Origin of the sequence: Pseudomonas sp. CAN1, from assembly GCF_030462585.1 — a bacterium.
In the GTDB taxonomy this organism is placed as follows: Bacteria; Pseudomonadota; Gammaproteobacteria; order Pseudomonadales; family Pseudomonadaceae; genus Pseudomonas.
Genome location: NZ_JASMRU010000006.1, coordinates 259,042 through 274,970, shown reverse-complemented (window position 1 = coordinate 274,970; position 15,929 = coordinate 259,042). Strand labels below are relative to the sequence as shown.

Here is a 15,929-nt window from a genome sequence, read left to right as displayed (position 1 = left end):
GGATCAGGGTCGGATGACGATGCCCAGTGCGGACAAGTCGGCGGCACCCGCGTTGTCGAGACCGGTGAGCAGGCGCTCGATGACTTCGCAGTCGCGCACGACCGCAGTGGCTTTCACATCCACCAGGGTGGCGTCGACCGAAGCGAAGAGGATGCCGTCAGCGGTGCGGCGACCATCGTCGGTGCCGTCGTCGTCATAGGCCGTCCACTCGCCGAGATTGCCCTTCACTACCAGAGTGAAGCTATCGCCCACCACGAAGTCGGTGGAGCCGTCGGCCAGAGTGAAGGTCATACCACCGCCGGTGAACGGCTGGCCTACATGCCCCTCGCCCACCACCACCCCGGCCGGACTGGTTACTTCGTAAACGCCCCCGTTCGCAGCGGCTTCGGTGATGGTCAACACGTAGGTGCCGCTGGCAGCGGCGCTGGTTACAACGACAGCGCCGACAGTGCCGTTGCCGGTGTTACCGGCTTTGGCAGTCGGGGTCAGGGCGTTGGCCGCGGTCAGCTGGGCAATCAGGGTGCCGGCGCTCAGGAGGCCGGAGCCGGCGCAGATCACCACCACATCGCGGCTGCGATAGCCATTGGCCTCCGAAAGGAGGAATTCGCCGGGGTGGATACCTTCGGTCTTGATGGTCATTGCTGCGCTCCTTTCGAGGCGGATTGGCGGCGGCTGGCATAGACGTCGCGGGGGTTCAGGGTTTTGTTGGAGGTGGGCAGTTGGTCATCGTCCACCGGGATCTTGTTGTCGAGCTCGACCTGGCTACTGCGCGCGGCAACCTTGTCGTACAACTTCAGGCGCGCGCCGTTGCCGTCCAGGCCTTGCTCGATCAGCGCCTTTGCCTCGCCGGGCAGCTTGGCCAGCACGCAGACGGCCTTCACTTCCTTGGCACGCGCCACGACTACCTGTACCGCGGAGCGGTCCTTCAGGCCGCTGGCCTTGATGAGGTAGGGCATGCTGTCGTTGAGCCCAGCAGCCGCGCACTCGGAGGCCAACTCGGCTGCCAAGTCCGCAGTCTCTGGATCTGCCGGAGGGTCGCCAGGGTTGTCGTCAGGCTCGTTCTTCGGGGCTGGTTTCGGCTTTTCCGCAGCGAGCAGTTTGCGCGCCGCGTCGGGGGTGTTGAGGTATCGGTTGAGCACCTTGCCCAGGCTGGCATTGATCCCCACCGGCTCGGCCGCACCGAGGACCTCATCCACGAAGCCCTTTTCCTTCGCCTCGGGCGCGGTCAGCCAGGTCTCGTCGTTGATCATGCGCCGCAGCTCTGCATCGTCCACGTTCAGCGCCCGATGCTGGTAGCTGGCCACAATGCCCTCGAAGGCCTGGTCCATCATGTCGGCGACCTTGCGCAGGTCCTCGCTGTCGCCTGCGGCGAAGGTCCACGGGTTATGGATCATAAACAGTGCGTTGTCGGCCATTTCAACGCGGTGTGCGCCACAGGCGGCGACACTGCCCGCGCTGAAGCACGCACCGTCGATGCGCGCCGTGCAACGCTCACCAAGCCCACGCAGGGCATTGTGAATGGCGATGCCATCGAAGAGGTCGCCGCCGATAGTGTCGAAGTGGACCAGCACAGGCGAGGTACCGTCGTCGACCGCCTTCAGGTCGCGGATGAAGTCGGCCGAGGTAATGCCCCAGAAGCCGATCTCTCCGTAGATATAGATTTCAATCGACTTGCCCGCCGCCTCGCTCTCGCCCAGCGCCTTGACGCTGTACCAGTGCTCGGCCTGCAGCTCCGGTGCGCCCTGGGCCTTGTTCATGATCACCGGCTGGGCCGCGGTGCACACACCCAACGTCCCCAGTGCAACAGCCAGGGCGAGGGTGAGATGGTGTCGCTTCATCATGGCTTTTTGTCCTCTTCATCATCCACCAGTGCGTCGGTGGCAGTCGTGTACTTGAGGCCCAGATCGCGGGCCCGTTCGTTGTCCTGGGCGTTCTCTTCGTCCACCACTTCGGCGTCGTAGCCGGTGCGCAGGACGTGCTCGCTCCGACTGGCCAATCCGGCACCGATCTCCAGCAGCTTGCCCTGGACGTCCTGAACCGGATGGATGTATGCCCAGCCCTGAGGCACCCAGCGAGTACGTAGGTACTCCCGGCGTCGGGCGGGGTAATCCGCAAGCGACAGAGCTCCGCTGAGGTACGCCGTGTCGAGCCAGGCCGCCCGGACCGGACGGCAGAGCTGGAAGACGTAAACGCTGAACTGCACCTGCTCGATGCGGCGCCGGAACTCATTGAGCAACACGCGGAGCGTGCGGTCGCTGATGTCGCCCATATCGCCAGTGAGCAGTTCGTAGGGCAGCTCCACGCCAACAGCCGCAGCCATCAGTTGTTGCTTCATGAAATCGACGTAGGTGTTGCCCGCGTCCGGCGGGTCGGAGAAGACAACCTCCTCCCCTTCCAGCAGCTCCTGCATGGTGCCTGGCTCAAGCCCCACCATCGGCGTGCCGTCTCGATCCGCAGCAGGCGCCTGGCCCGTGGTGGGATCGAACATCGGCGGACCGTCCTGCCGTGGTCGGGTGATAAAGCCGGCGAACAGATTCGCCACCTCCTGCCGGAACAGCACTGCGTCGTCGTAGTTGTCCAGCGACTTCAGGCGCAGCAGCACCGGAGCGAGTCGAGGGATGCCGCGCAGTTGGCCGCCTTCCAAGGGCTCGAAGATGTGCAGCACCTGGTCCGCTGGAATGCGGTTGAGCTGGTTGTAACCGCGACGAGGTGCCGTCGGATCACCTGGGTGGCTCTGCCACATCCAATAGGCCACCCGCTGGCCGATGGCGTTGAACTCGATGCCGGCACGCACGATGTTGCCGGCTCGGGTTTTGAAGTTGCGATCCACCGGCACGAAGTCAGGCGGGAGTACCTGGAGCTGGAGCGGCACCGCGAAGCCATCCTCCAGTCGCCGGTTGCGCAGACGCACGAAGCACTCGCCGGACTCTTCGACCATCCGCGACACGACCATCTGCAACCCGTAGAAGTCGGTCAGGCCATCGGCGTCGGCCTCGTCGACCCAGTCCTCCCACAGCTGATTGATCTCCGAGCGCAGGTCCTTGTCCTTGATCTGCGACCGGGGCGTGATGCCGGTGCCAATGATGTTGGTGACCCGGCGGGAGATCGCGCTGAGCGCGTAGGGATCATTACGGACCGCCGCCCGAGAGCGCTTGCGCAGTGTCGGCAATGCCGGCAGTGCAATCGCATTGAGCGCAGCCTCAGGGGCATCCCAGCCCGCAGCGCGCCGGCCAGTGCCGGCTCCCTCGTAGCTGTTGCGCAGCCGCTTGGAGACAATTCGATATCGGCCGGTCATTTGATCCCCTTGCCTCCGCTGTAGAGGCGAATTTGCCGCGGGCGGCGGCTGTTGGCAGCCGCCTCGGCCTGGGCAGCCTCTGCGTACTCGGCTTCGAGAATGCGCAGGCTGGCCAACTGCGCATGGTCGATCTGTCGGTCCCCTTTTCGGACCGACTGGCCTTTCCTGAGGATGACCTTGATTGCCGCCCGGACTTCGTCCAGGCGTTGTTGTGCCGTGTCCATGGTGACCTCGATCTATCGACGGCTGAGATACCCGCTGCGCGAGGTACGCCTGCCAGATGGCTGGGGTTGTGGGGCGGATGCCTTGGCGATGGCCGCAGCAGGAGCCGGACTGCTCTCGGCAGCTTCCAGCGCGTCATCCTCATCGGCGGCGCTGGGCGCAGGCTGCACTCGCTCTGCGAACAGGCTGCCTTGCCCGACCGTGGCGCGAAGATTGGCCCATTGAGGTTCGTGGTACCGGTGCAGACCGAGGAACTGCGCGGCGGCGAGGTTGTAAACCATCAGGTCGAGAGCTTCGTTGCGCTCCGACTTGGCCTTCACCCAGTCGACACGCTTGAAGCCCTTCACGTAACGCACCACCTTGCGCTCGGCCACACACTGCTCGAAGAACTCTTCGGGCAGGTCGGCAGAGAAGTGCAGCGCACCAGGGCCCTCTTCGAACTGGTAGCGGTTGTAGATCCAGTCCTTGGCGGTGTCGGTGCCGACCATCCACAGCTCGGCGCCTTGCTTCTCGGTGTTACCCCGCCAGGTGACGTCGACCTTTGACGGGCGCTGGGCCAGCACAGGGCGGCCACGCTTGCTGGCACCCTTCACCGCCAGTACGTTCCGCCAGCGGCGCAGTCGAGTGAACTGGTACACCTCGTCGGTGTGGTGGCCACCAGAGTCGATGCAGGTGGCGCAGATCGACAGGTCCACGCCACTGACGTGCCGGTACCGCTCCTTCAGCTTCTCGTCCAGCAGGGCCCAGGTGCGCTCGTCCGCCGGGTCACCCGGAATCACCTGGAAGTCGACCGTCCAGCGCTCCAGCCCCTCGCCCCAGCCCATGACCAGCAGCTCAAGGCGGTTGTGCTGGGTGTCCACCGCTGCGGTGAGGATCAGCGCACCAGCAGGCACCAGGCCAAGCCGGTGACCTTCAGCCTCGGCTCGCTTGCGCAGCTCATCGGCCTTGGTCATTTCCTCGGCGCTATCCCACACCTTGGCGAGGCGCGTGTTGTAGAACACCTGCATGGAACCGGGGTCGCCCTTCTCCTGCAGCTTCTTCGCCTCCTCATACTCCTTGGCCATGTCGGTCCAACTCAGCCAGCCGGCAGGCGCATAGAGCGCGCTGAGCGTGAAGCTCACCGTCTCGCCGTCACCCTTGCCGTGTGCTCGCCATTCCCCCGCGGCCAGCATCGCGGCCTTGTGGTGCTCCTCGATGAGAGCGCAGCCAGGCACGCAGCACTGGTACTGAACGAAGCGGAAGTCATCGGTGTACTTCAGCCCTTCCCACTCCAGCACCTGCATCGCTCCACAGTGGGGACAAGGCACGTAGTAGTGGCGCTGGTCGCCCTGCTGGAACAGGTCGTGGATGCGCGAGATACCCTTCAGGGTCGGCGAGCTGGAGTAGTAGTACTTCGCACGACGTCCGAAGGTGGACCCCCGCGCCTCGGCCTGCTTAATGGGATCACCGTCATCGTCGACGTCCATTTCCCAGCGGTCGACCTCGTCGCCGTAGATCCAACGCGCGGACAGCTCAGCCAGGTTGGAGGCCGAGCCGGCGGTGGCGCAGTACAAGGCGCCGCCCTCGAACTCCTTGGTGTCGAGGGTGTTGCGGGCATCCCGGGAACGCGACTTCGCCACGCGCTCCGCCAGCACCTGCACGGCCTTGATGGTCTTGTCGATCCGGCCCGACACCCGCTTGCTCAACTTCTCGGTGGGCAGCAGCACCAGGATGTTGGCCGGCGACATGTGGATGCAGCCGCCGATCCAGTTCAGAGCCACCTGGGTCTTCATCAGCTGCGAGGCGATCATCGTTACCACGCGCTTGGCTGGGTGGACTGGCGACAGGCAGCGCATCGGCTCGCGTGCGTAGGGGGTACGGTCGGTGTGGTACTTGCCCGGCTCAGCTGCACCAGTGTCCTTGGGAATCATCTGGTACTTGTCGGCCCATTCATCAATCCACAGCTCAGGGTCAGGCTTCAGGCCTCGGCGGTATGCCGCCAGGTACGCGGCGGCACCGTCGGCATACGGTTGTTCCATGGCTCAGTTCGGCTCCTTGCCACCCTGCTCGATCTCGGCGTCGAGCTGCAGCAGTCGGTCAGCATCTTCGAGAGCCCGGCGCATCGCCTCGGTCAGGCGGCGCTCGATCTCCCATGGGTCGGTGAGGGTTACCAGCTCCCCCGCGATCTTCGGGGGAACGCCCAGTAGCAGGTCACGCAGCGACCGGGCAGCAGTGAAGGAGGCGGAATCCACACGCTCACGCTCCACCAGCTCCCCACGGCTCTTGCGGTGCTCATCTTCAGCGAGCAGCGCAAGGGCGTGCTCTCGGCGGGCGCGGGCCTTCTGGTAGTCGGGAGTCCCGGTGGCGGTAGCGCCTGCCGGTGGCAGGGCCGGGCTGGGGGCTGCCGTCGGCGCAATGTACGCGTAGACGCCCTTCTCCACCCGCTCTTGCTGGTGCCGCTCGGCGACACCCGCCTTGCTCGGGTCTGCGGTACTGGCCAGCAGTTGGTCGCTGGCCTCCGCATCCACCTTGCCGTCGTCGTTGACGACCAGCCGGCCCTGTTTCACCAGTTTGGACACGTAAGGGCGCGACCAGCCGCGGCTGTCCGCGTACTCAGCCTTGGTCATCAACGCCATAAGAGATACCTGTTAACCACGATGAACCACGGGGGTTAACCGGGTTAACCCTGTTAACTAACTTCCCGGCCCAGTCACTAGCGTGAAAACGGGGTTCGAATCACCCTTACGCCCTCGCCAGCCCCAGGGGCCCCCGGCGTATGCCGACGGACCGCACCGGCTTCCCGGTGGGCCTGCCGCCGGCCCTCCAGGGGGCGCCGCCGTGAGGCGTGAACCCTGCTCGGCGGGCCAGCCAAGGCATCAGCTCGACGCCTTCGCTCGCATCGCCTTGGCGAGTGCCTGCTCGATGTTGGCCTCCAGCCTGGAGTCATCCTCGGCAATGCGTCGGACCACCTCGTAGAACTGCAGGCGTACCTGGTACTGGGGCTGACGAACAAAGGCGAGAACCATGGTCACCGCGCCCTCTCGACGCTCGGCGATGCCAATGGGGACCTTGCCGCGCTTCATCACGAAGTAGGCCTTCTGATGCCCCTTGGCCAGCGAGCGCGCGCTCTGAGTGGCGTTGCCCTTGAAGCCCGAGGTTTGCTCAAGGGCGCCGAGTCCAGACAGGATCTGGATCATCTGGCCTCGACTCATGTTGCCGTACTGGTCCAGACGGGCACCGGCGCCGGGAACGATGAACAGCCCAGCGGGCAGGATGCCCTTGGATCGCAGGCTGCGTTCCGATGCCTTGTCGACGCGTGGACCACCGAACACCTGCGGAGCCACCCAGTCTTCTGGTGCCTGCCCCTTCGAGGCGTTGTCCTTTTCATCTTTCACCCACAACGACGCCTCAAGGCGGTTGGCTGTCGCATTCATGATGCGCACGGCGTTGCGGGTGAATGAGGTGGGCCGGTCGAAGACGTCGTCGATCTCGCTGACCAAGGCCTGGTTGGCCTGGTTCGCCGTGTGGTTCAGCGCATCGGCCAACACCTTGTTGGGCAGGTCGCCGCCCAACACCTGGAGCGATGCCACTGCGTCATCCAGGTCTTTCGCCGAGATACTGCCGCGCATGGCTACTGCGTCCGCCAGACCTGGGCCATGTTGCCCCGCGCCTTGAACACCGCGAAGGTAAACACGCCGAGCAACACCACCAGCGGCCAGCTGTACAGAGGCATCAGCAGCATGCCCTTGAGGATGAACAGTACCGCTGAGCCAGAGCAGCCCATCACCGCCCAGGCCATCCACGAAATGCTACGGCGGAAGCGAGCATCGCCACGCTGGAAGGTGAACAGTCGCAGGAACAACACGACGCAGAGCCAGAAGGTCGTCTGCGTCAGCACCAGTTGCACCAGGTGGTTACCCATCCTGACCTCCTCGCGTCATCGCGCCGGGGCCGGACTTCCCTCGCTTGATCAACCAGAGCGAGATAGTCACCACCAGCAGGGCAGCGACGAAGGCGGCAATCCCGGAGAACTGGAACGGGCGGTAGCCGTAGACATCGACCTCACGGATACCCGGGGCGATCACGTAGCCCATCACGAACGACGCGACCAGGAACAGCAATCGCTGCCAGTTCGGGAATTCTTGCGTGGTGGTCGAGAAGATCAACGCACCGAACAAGGCACCCACGGCAGCCATGATGTCAAAGCCAGCCAGGAAGCCGGCAACGCCAGCGCCCGCGGCGCCGGCAACTACTGCAGCGGTCGTGCTCGCAGGCTCTCCCATCGCTCAACTCCATGCCGAGGCTGAAAAGGGAAAGCCCCTCCGGAGAGGGGCTTTCAGGTTGCCCGGGCGGGTCAGGCGCCGGGGATCTGCACAGCACGTGCATCTTGTTGGTTCGCTCCGCCTTGGCGGAATACGAACATCGTGGGGACTTTCTACCGGGAGAGTGACAAACCGAAAACCCCCTGTTTTCGGTTATTCCTGTACGGCGCCCATCGGAGCCTGACGGGAGCTGATCGGCGCCATGTCGCCCGACGAACGGTCAAGGGCGTCACCCTTGAACAGCTCTACGCCGCGAGCCTTGTGCGCCTTCTGCGCCTGAACAAGAGAGGCCTTGCGCATGCGCTCCCCGTCTCGGCGGCTGGCCTTGCGCTGCCCGCTGGATCGAGCGTGGCGCGCAGCCAGGGCGGCGGCCACTTGATAATGCAAGCGCTCCAGCCGGCGGTAGTACGACCTCTTACCAGCCGCTCCTTGGCCCAGGTCGAGCACCTGGATCTGCTCTGCCAGTGTCAGCCCGTTTCGGTTCACGTAGCGCAGTTCGGCCAATAGGACCAGGGCGCCGCCATCCTCCGCACGGTCCACAACACCCAACGCTGCTTCCACCTCGCTCGCCACGTAATCGTGACCAGCACCGGCTACAAGCAGCTTCGCTCCATACACGCCGCCGCGCGGCGCACAGCCGCCGTACTCCATGATCGTGGCCATGGTGCTGGACAGGGCTCCTGCCTGGCCGCACTTGCGCTGCTGCTCGCCCCAATGCCGCATCAACACCTCGATTCCTTCCATCATCGCGCCGACTCCCCGCCCAAAACCGCAACCCAACACAGAATCCCGCAACCCAACACAAACCCAACACACTCAGAACCCTTCAAAATCAATGCTCTCAGAGCATCTGTGTAAGGTGTGTAAGGTTGGTAAGGTTTTTCAGTTCCTCGCGTAGAGAAAAAACGTCGTTCTGATTCGGGCTGGAGGGTGAAGCTATTTTTTCTGCGCACGCACGCGCGCACGCGCGCAAACCTTACACACCTTACACAGCCGTCCAGAACCCGCGCCGAATGGGGCTTCGCGCTGTGTAAGGTTGCAAAACCAACCCAACACACACCCAACACACCCAACACACTTTTGCGCGCACTCATGCTGCAGCCGCCTTCACGTGGTCCCAGTTGTCCACGTGCCAGCCGGCTTTCCGCGCCCTGGCGCGCCACTCCGTGACGTGCTGGCCCAGCACAGGCGCCGTGGTCTTCGCGGGCGTGAACGCCTCCTCATCCCTGGGGAAGAAGAACGCGCAGAACCTTCGGCTGTTGTTCTCCGTCCAGGGGATCGCCCGCGTCTTGTCAACGCCCGCCGTGGTGACGAACAGGCTGAACTTCGTCTGGCTCATCGAGTGCTCCTTGTTCCGCTGGCACCACTCCAGGAACAAGGCATACAGGTCCGTACTCAGGCACGCACCCCACAGGCCGTTGCCCAGTTCCCCGCTGCGCCAGAGGTGGACGAAGGTCTGCCAGGTCGACCTGCTGAGGTCCACCAGGCGCTCGCGCGCGGGCGTGCTCGGCGGCTTGGTGTGCTGGTCAAAGTCGCCCAGGTCCTGGGCGAGCAACCACGCATAGAGGGCCTCGACGCCGCCGTTGGCCAGCTCGTGGCTGATCGCCTTCTGCCGCTCTGGCGACAGGACCTCCTCCGGCCACATGACCAGGAAGCGGCGGTCCCCCGGGCTGATCGGCCAAGGCATGATCTCGTTCGAGAGGAACACAGCGTTCATGAAGGACGCTTCCTCCCAGCCGTTCACGAACTTGCTCTCGATGCGGACGGTCTGGCCGGTGATGAGCTGCTTGATCTTGCCCACCTGGTTGTACCGCTGGTCCCGGCTGACCACTTCCTCGAACACCGCCCACATCTTCCCGCTCTGCCAGGCGTTGAAGTTGCCTTCGAGCTGCGTCTGCCCGACCGTCGCGGAGTACTGCCCGTACAGCCGCCCCATGACCACCGAGAACAGCAGGCTCTTGCCGGAGCCCTCCATGGTCGAGTGCATGAGTACCGCGGTGTCCATCTTCGCGCCGGTGTGCTGCAGCGGGTAAGCCAGCCACCGGACCAGCCAATCCAGCGCGGCCTGTTCGTGGTTGCACAGGAAGGCGATCAGCCAGCGCAGGTTCTCGCAGGCCGCGTCATCGCGCTTGGGCTCCAGGGGCAGGCCTTCGAAGGTGTTGATGGTCTCTTTCGGATCTGAGGTCAGCGTCGGGTCGAAGACGATGTTGCTCACGTCCACAACCCGCCGCTCTGGGCTGTTCAGCCATAGGCCGTAGGCATCGCCGAGGGCCATCTTCACCGCGCCTTCCGGCACTCGGCGCTTCTTCAGCAGGTCCCACACATCCTTGGTACCGTCGATGTAAACGTACCGGACCAGGGGCGGCATGCTCATCGGCCCGACTGCCTTGCCGGCCATCGTCCGTGCCTGCTCGATCTCCTTGACCTGGTCCTCGCTGATCCGCTTCTTCCGCTTGCGGTCCGTGACGTCCGACCACTCCTTGAAGAGCTTCTGCCCGATCAGGGCGACGAAGGCCGGCTTCTTCATCTTCTTGGCCTTGTCGACGTCCCACACGTGCGTGGTGCCCTCGATGAGGGCGTACCGTCGCAGCGCCTGGGCCAAAGTCAGGCCCTCCCCCGCCCCCCCGTCTTCTGCGGTGTCGTCGTCCGCGTCGGTGTCTGCCAAGGATGGGGCGTGGGGAAGGTCATCAGCGGCCGGGCTGGGCGGCTGCTCCGAAGTCCCCGGCTCGGGGGTTGGCTTCGGAGCCCGCGGCTTGTGCTCGATGCCCAGCATGCGGGCGGCTGCCTTGATCGCTGCGCTCTGGTTGCCGTTGTGCTCGAGCAAGCAGTAGACGTCGAAGGCGTCATTCTGGTGGCCGTTGGCAAGCGGGTCCGAGCCATGGTGCGAGTAGACCTTGCGGTCCTCGCTGACAGTGACGCCTGGCAGGCCGGTACTGCTCTGCGGGCACAACCACTTCTTGCCGCGCTGGATGTAGCCGTGGGCGCTCAGGAGCTGCTCCACATCGTGGGCGCGGTTGAACTCTTCGATCACTGACCCGGCGCTGCCGCCCGGCGCCGCCGGCTTGGACTTGGCTTTCGCTGGCTTCTTCGGTGCAGCTGCCTTCGGCGCCCACGGGCATGCCGCCTCGGCATCGCGCTTGAAGATGTCCCAGTTTTTCCAGATGTTCAGCAGGTCATCCGGCAGGACCGGCAGGCCGTCACCCTTGGGCGGAGTGCGCCAGGTGTAGGGCTTGCCGGTACCAGGGTGGATGGAGGGAGGCAGGACGTCCTGCACCAGGCCCGCGCGGAGTTCGAAGACCGTGAAGCGCTTCAGGCTATCGGCCAGCGCCTGCATCTTCGCCTGTTGTTCGGTATCGCCTTTCTCTTTCGCCTTGAGGAGCGCAGCCTGGGCGAGCTTGAACTTCGAGCCGTCCGGGTCCTGTTCATTCGGCCAGCTCAGCGAGTGACGGCTGAGGTCGAATCCTTCCGGTACCCGGAAGAGCACCCGGAAGCGCTCGGGGTTGCCCACAACGGTGGGGTAAACCACCGGCAGCGCATCCAGGTCCAGGCCGAGGCAGTCCCACAGCACCTGGCGCGTGGATGGCACATCGTCCACGTCCAGCGAGCAAACGCCGCTGGGGCCGAGAACGGCCCCCATGTTGTGATTCGGATTCTTGGTCCAGAAGGCCTCGGCCTTGGCCGCGTCGGTGTAATACCCACCCGGTCGCTGCCAAGCCTTACCCTTGGGGATCTTCTCACCGGGCCCGATGGGGACCAGGGCCAGGCCGAAGACTTCGATATAGCGCCGCGCCCAGGCGGAGATCGGAGTGGCGTTCCCTGCCTTCGTCATGCGCTGCCTCCCATCTTGAAAGCAGCCAAGGCACAATCGGTACGACCAACATCGGAACAACGGACGTTATGACCGAATTTCTCGCGTGGTTTGAGCAGCACCCCGGCCTCGCCTCTTGGCTTCAAGCCGTGGGCGTGGTGGTGTCGCTGGGAGGCGCAATCTGGATATCCAACCTGCAGACCAAGCATCAACAAAGGCTTGAACTGGAACGACACAAACAAGCCGTCTTGCAGCGGATTGAGGCTTTCATTGGCCTCGCAGAGTTCGCCATTCAAGAAATGTCGCGCGCCTTCACACAGATGGGCACGCGCGGTTCGCAGGAAGGGTACGCTCAACGAGTCTACGAAAGGTCGACGTTCAACGGGATGGTTGCCAGCCTGGAAGCCTTCCCCATTCATGACCTTCCCGACGCTAGGGTTGTTGGAGCAGCCATGCGAATAGTTGACTCCGCCCGCATTGGACACTCCCTTGTTGCCACGGTAGTTGAGAGTTACAGAAAGCACCCTCCGACCTTTGATGAGGCGCTGTCCGACCTGGGCTCGCTCTGCCAATACACCAGAGCGCAGCTGGACATTGCTACTGAGGCAGCCATGGAATACATGGCCCAGGTTCGCTGACTGATTCACCGGCGATCCTCCCTGAGTTGCTGGCAATCGACGCAGCACTCGCAACCGGCTACCGCACGCCGCCGCGCCTCAGGGATATCAATTCCGCAGTCATCGCAGTGGGTGTTGCTGATGGTGTGGGCCGGTGCCGGCCGCACTCGCGCTTCCAGCAGCCCCTGCCGGTGGTTTTCTTCCCGCTCTGCCGCCAGTTCGAGGAGATCAGCCATTGGCTTTCACCTCCTCCAGCCGACGCTCCATCGACTGCCGGGCGCCCGCCATGATGCCGAGGACGGCGCGGATGACGTTGGCACCGTGATACTCCAGATCAACTACCTCATGGGGCTCCCACTTGTTGTCGTCGGCGCCCTTCTGCAGGCTGGCCACGAACTCACCTTCACGCTGCAGCAGCTCACCGACAGCCTTGAGCGCTGAGCCCGTAGCCTCGACAGCCTCGGGCCGATACCAGACCGCCCCGACCGGGCGCATCAGCGCGTCGAGCAGACGCGAGTCCTGGGTAAGGCGGATGATCTCTTCGAGCTCGTCCGGCGTCGGCCAGCGGCGCTCCTCGTCGAGCTTTAGTTTCTTCTGGAGGTCCTCATAGGGAAGGACCATGTCGTGGGCAAGGGAGGTAAGACCGCCCTTGTAGTCGCGCCCAGCGCGGTACAGCGCCTGGCGGAGATCGAAGACCGGACCAGCATCCGGCAGCAAGTCTTTCCGGCTCATAGTTGTAGGAACCCCTCAACGGCTGCGCCAAGGAGGGGAACCCATCCATGGCAACTACCGCTTGCGTGCTGTGCTTCCATCACCAGACCAGCAGAGTCAGAGGCTGCGGGTCTGGCACCTACCGCGTCAGGGGTCAGAGTCCTGATGCGGTTGTACCGAAAGTCGCCATTTAACGACATAGCCAGAAGGTAGGCTATCCCCTACTATTCTGGCTACGGCGTCCCGATGCCTCCCCACAAGTGCTGTGCGGGCTTCGGGCGTCGTTGCCAGCCGAGGGGTCAGAGCCTCGACTGGCGCCGCTGGAAAGGGGGGTCAGAGCCCCGATTCAGCGTGATACGGTGGGTACCGCTCATGTGCTGGGTACAAACCGTGTCTCCCCGCCGGCGCGGGGGGTCAGAGCCCCGCGCCGGCACCCTTCAAGTTCTGGCTATGCGGCGCGCGCGCTTCCCCTCAAGTACTGCCAGTCGATATCTGGCCGGACTGCCTCACAAGACACCTGACCAGAAGTGTGACGATCAATCGCGATAGCCAACTGGGCATTCGCCCGACGATGGCCATAGGCGACCTGCTTCAGCTGCCCAACCGATGTAGAACAGCTTTCAGCGAAAGCCTGCAACTCATCCCCACCTAGGGCCTTAAGGAATTCGAGAAGCGTCATAGTCACCTCCATTTCACGCAGACATTAGCACTTGCTAATTCGCATGACAATAGCAAAGCGTAATTTACAAAATGCTAACGGATGGCAATCATCAAAAGATGGACATATACGAAACCCGAATCAAACACCTACGAGAGATCATCGGCGACAACCAGCTGAAGGATTTCGCGCAGGCATTCGACCTAGACGCCTCCTACCTGTCGCAACTACTGAATGGTCACAGGAGGATGGGCGAGCGCGCTGCCGGCGCCATTGAGAGCAAACTTGGCCTCATGCAAGGCACACTGGGCGTACCCAAGTTCCACGTTGGGATAGTCGTCACCCTTCACCATAGGTTCAACGAGGTAGGCCTGAAGCACGGGCCAAAGATCGTTGATCTAGATGATTCGAACGTCATCACCTACTCAATGGATTTTCTTACAGAGGAGGAACTCGCAGAACGGAAGCGTAGGGAAGGACTCTCCTTTCCTGAGGCGATTGAAGAAGACGCCCAGGAGTCTGGAGACTCAGGACACTCCGAACTCGGATCCCTAGACCATCAATTTAGGGCTGTGCCGGAGGTCAAGGAGCTTGGCATCAAACAAGGAAGTGTCCCCGTGATTGGCAAAGCGATGCTTGGCACCGATGGGTATTTCGAAGCGATAGACTTCCCAGTCGGAGTCGGAGACGGGCGCCTGATGGTCCCCAGCAATGACCCCAACGCTTATGGGCTTCGCGTGGTCGGGACCAGCATGACCCCTCGGATTAAGAACGGGGAGTATGTTCTGATCGAGCCTAACCACCCATACGTTTCGGGCGACGAGGTGATGGTTAGGACTGCGTCCGGCCAAGCGATGATTAAGGAATTTATCTATCACCGCGACGGCCTCTACCGTTTTGATAGCGTGAACCCCGGCCACCCTCCTCTACTCATTGAAGAAGAGAAAGTCGATAAAATTCATTATGTTGGCGGGATTCTCAAGTCATCTCGCTTCGTCGACGATCTCGATTTCTAGAAAATCTTAGCGTTTGCTATTGCTATAAATTTTAGCTGTTGCTAATTTCTATCTCGTACCCATCTCTGACCCTGGAGTACGAGACATGCAATCGGCACAGCACATGACCAAAGCCCGCTGCCCGGTGTATCTGCACCCGGCAGCGGCCACCAGCCGCGCCACAGTTGAGGCCATCCAGGCCCAAACTGGCCTTCTGGTGATCGTTGGCACCTCCCAGCGCGCCTGCCTGACCCAGCCGCGCCCTGTCGCCCCCAGCACGGAGGCCGACAGCGGCCCGTGGGGAGGTGCCGCGTGAAGCCCACCATTGAAGAACTCCTGTTCCAGATCCTTTCCACCTGCCTGCTGGTTACCAACCAGGGCAAGTGGCACGTCTTTTTCGACTACTACGGCCACGTTCAAGAGATTTCAATCCGCGTTTCGCCGGCCTCGACCGACTACGACGTCATCGGGCACACCTCGGAAAGGCGGAGCTTCTACCTGAATGAGACCCGCTATAGGTCCCTGGGATCGATCTACCAGGAAGCCGAGGACACGCTGGCCTTCGTTCAAGGGCTCCTTTCCCACAGCGCTATCAGCCAGCCTGTGCGGTACTTCTTCACATCAGGACACGTCGACGCGCTGCCCCTGAGCCCCGAGCGGCGATTCGTTGTGCTCGCCCCGCCGAAGCACCTGCAGTCGATTCGCGACCTGTTCAACGCGAAGCCTGACCTTGGAGCCGCCGCATGAAACCCTTCCTCATCGGCCTCCACGGCCGCGCCCGCTCGGGCAAAGACACCGCCGCCAGCTACATCGCCGCACAGTTCGGCCTGCTGATCTACGCCTTCGCGTCGCCGCTGAAGCGCGCCCTGATCGACATGCTGAACCTGCCGGCATCCGCCTTCGACGGCGCCGACAAGGAGCAGCCCCTCCCTTGGCTGGGCAAGTCCCCGCGCGAGCTGATGCAACTGCTCGGCACCGAATGGGGCCGCCACCAGGTCCACCCGCAGCTGTGGTTGCTGCTGGCCGAGATGAACCTCGCCAACCACCTGGAAGCCAGTCCACACGCCCGAGGCTTCGTGATCAGCGACGTCCGCTTCGAGAACGAGGCGGACTGGATTCGGGCCAAAGGCGGAATCGTTGTGCACCTGCACCGACCGGATGCGCCTGGAGTCGCAGCGCACAGCAGCGAGTCCGGCATCGCAGTGTTCGACAACGACCTGGTGATCCACAACGACGGCACGCTGGAGGACCTCTACGAAGCGCTCGACGCGCTGATGCAGACGGTCCAACTCCGGGCGCTGCAGGCAGCCTGAGGGCCGAGC

At 63.3% G+C, this 15,929-nt stretch carries 19 protein-coding genes; 5 read left to right on the top strand and 14 right to left on the bottom strand.

The features are described from left to right. Window positions 1-3 precede the first annotated feature (3 nt). The 11 genes from QO207_RS11785 to QO207_RS11735 form a co-directional block, all read right to left on the bottom strand. Window positions 4-639 (bottom strand): head decoration protein, encoded by a 636-nt coding sequence (locus QO207_RS11785; protein ID WP_301532589.1) that lies wholly within the window; start codon window positions 637-639, stop codon window positions 4-6. Then, entirely contained in the window at window positions 636-1,841 is a 1,206-nt protein-coding gene (locus QO207_RS11780) for a head maturation protease, ClpP-related (protein ID WP_301532588.1), read from the bottom strand. Before QO207_RS11780 ends, QO207_RS11785 begins: the two co-directional genes overlap by 4 nt. Next, complete coding sequence (locus QO207_RS11775; RefSeq protein WP_301532587.1) at window positions 1,838-3,295, bottom strand: phage portal protein; 1,458 nt, start codon at window positions 3,293-3,295, stop codon at window positions 1,838-1,840. The genes QO207_RS11780 and QO207_RS11775 overlap by 4 nt, the downstream gene beginning before the upstream one ends. Continuing rightward, on the bottom strand, window positions 3,292-3,519 hold the full coding sequence (locus QO207_RS11770; protein WP_301532586.1) for a hypothetical protein: 228 nt from the start codon (window positions 3,517-3,519) through the stop codon (window positions 3,292-3,294). The genes QO207_RS11775 and QO207_RS11770 overlap by 4 nt, the downstream gene beginning before the upstream one ends. A gap of 12 nt (window positions 3,520-3,531) precedes the next feature. Then, window positions 3,532-5,535, bottom strand: a complete 2,004-nt coding sequence (locus QO207_RS11765) for a phage terminase large subunit family protein (protein ID WP_301532585.1) — start codon at window positions 5,533-5,535, stop codon at window positions 3,532-3,534. 3 nt (window positions 5,536-5,538) lie between these two features. Beyond that, window positions 5,539-6,132 carry a terminase small subunit gene (locus tag QO207_RS11760; RefSeq protein ID WP_301532584.1) on the bottom strand — a complete coding sequence of 198 codons (594 nt, stop codon included), beginning with the start codon at window positions 6,130-6,132 and terminating at the stop codon, window positions 5,539-5,541. Window positions 6,133-6,372: 240 nt separating this feature from the next. Beyond that, the gene (locus QO207_RS11755) at window positions 6,373-7,125 is read right to left on the bottom strand and encodes a hypothetical protein (RefSeq protein ID WP_301532583.1); all 753 of its coding nucleotides are present in this window, start codon (window positions 7,123-7,125) and stop codon (window positions 6,373-6,375) included. A gap of 2 nt (window positions 7,126-7,127) precedes the next feature. Then, window positions 7,128-7,418, bottom strand: coding sequence for a phage holin family protein (locus QO207_RS11750; RefSeq protein ID WP_037007849.1), 291 nt, complete (start codon window positions 7,416-7,418; stop codon window positions 7,128-7,130). Further along, window positions 7,411-7,779 carry a putative holin gene (locus tag QO207_RS11745; protein ID WP_024767129.1) on the bottom strand — a complete coding sequence of 123 codons (369 nt, stop codon included), beginning with the start codon at window positions 7,777-7,779 and terminating at the stop codon, window positions 7,411-7,413. The genes QO207_RS11750 and QO207_RS11745 overlap by 8 nt, the downstream gene beginning before the upstream one ends. Window positions 7,780-7,971: 192 nt before the next feature. Next, window positions 7,972-8,565 (bottom strand): hypothetical protein, encoded by a 594-nt coding sequence (locus QO207_RS11740; protein ID WP_301532582.1) that lies wholly within the window; start codon window positions 8,563-8,565, stop codon window positions 7,972-7,974. 343 nt (window positions 8,566-8,908) lie between these two features. Beyond that, window positions 8,909-11,647, bottom strand: a complete 2,739-nt coding sequence (locus tag QO207_RS11735; RefSeq protein ID WP_301532581.1) for a bifunctional DNA primase/polymerase — start codon at window positions 11,645-11,647, stop codon at window positions 8,909-8,911. Between the two features lie 68 nt (window positions 11,648-11,715). Between QO207_RS11735 and QO207_RS11730 the strand changes: the two genes are divergently transcribed. Next, complete coding sequence (locus QO207_RS11730; protein WP_301532580.1) at window positions 11,716-12,264, top strand: hypothetical protein; 549 nt, start codon at window positions 11,716-11,718, stop codon at window positions 12,262-12,264. 5 nt (window positions 12,265-12,269) lie between these two features. Here QO207_RS11730 and QO207_RS11725 read toward each other — a convergent pair whose 3' ends face one another. The 3 genes from QO207_RS11725 to QO207_RS11715 all read right to left on the bottom strand — a co-directional run bounded on the left by QO207_RS11725 (window position 12,270) and on the right by QO207_RS11715 (window position 13,633). Continuing rightward, window positions 12,270-12,479 carry a TraR/DksA C4-type zinc finger protein gene (locus QO207_RS11725; protein WP_301532579.1) on the bottom strand — a complete coding sequence of 70 codons (210 nt, stop codon included), beginning with the start codon at window positions 12,477-12,479 and terminating at the stop codon, window positions 12,270-12,272. Next, entirely contained in the window at window positions 12,472-12,975 is a 504-nt protein-coding gene (locus QO207_RS11720) for a phage regulatory CII family protein (protein ID WP_301532578.1), read from the bottom strand. The genes QO207_RS11725 and QO207_RS11720 overlap by 8 nt, the downstream gene beginning before the upstream one ends. A gap of 427 nt (window positions 12,976-13,402) precedes the next feature. Further along, on the bottom strand, window positions 13,403-13,633 hold the full coding sequence (locus QO207_RS11715) for a YdaS family helix-turn-helix protein (RefSeq protein ID WP_301532577.1): 231 nt from the start codon (window positions 13,631-13,633) through the stop codon (window positions 13,403-13,405). A 98-nt stretch (window positions 13,634-13,731) separates the two neighbouring features. Here QO207_RS11715 and QO207_RS11710 point away from each other — a divergent pair, with 98 nt between their 5' ends. From QO207_RS11710 to QO207_RS11695, 4 genes are all read left to right on the top strand, one after another. Further along, the gene (locus tag QO207_RS11710) at window positions 13,732-14,628 is read left to right on the top strand and encodes a S24 family peptidase (protein ID WP_301532576.1); all 897 of its coding nucleotides are present in this window, start codon (window positions 13,732-13,734) and stop codon (window positions 14,626-14,628) included. A gap of 85 nt (window positions 14,629-14,713) precedes the next feature. Further along, window positions 14,714-14,923 (top strand): hypothetical protein, encoded by a 210-nt coding sequence (locus tag QO207_RS11705; RefSeq protein ID WP_301532575.1) that lies wholly within the window; start codon window positions 14,714-14,716, stop codon window positions 14,921-14,923. Continuing rightward, window positions 14,920-15,354, top strand: coding sequence for a hypothetical protein (locus QO207_RS11700; protein ID WP_301532574.1), 435 nt, complete (start codon window positions 14,920-14,922; stop codon window positions 15,352-15,354). Before QO207_RS11705 ends, QO207_RS11700 begins: the two co-directional genes overlap by 4 nt. After that, window positions 15,351-15,920, top strand: coding sequence for a deoxynucleotide monophosphate kinase (locus QO207_RS11695; RefSeq protein ID WP_301532573.1), 570 nt, complete (start codon window positions 15,351-15,353; stop codon window positions 15,918-15,920). Before QO207_RS11700 ends, QO207_RS11695 begins: the two co-directional genes overlap by 4 nt. Window positions 15,921-15,929: the final 9 nt, after the last annotated feature.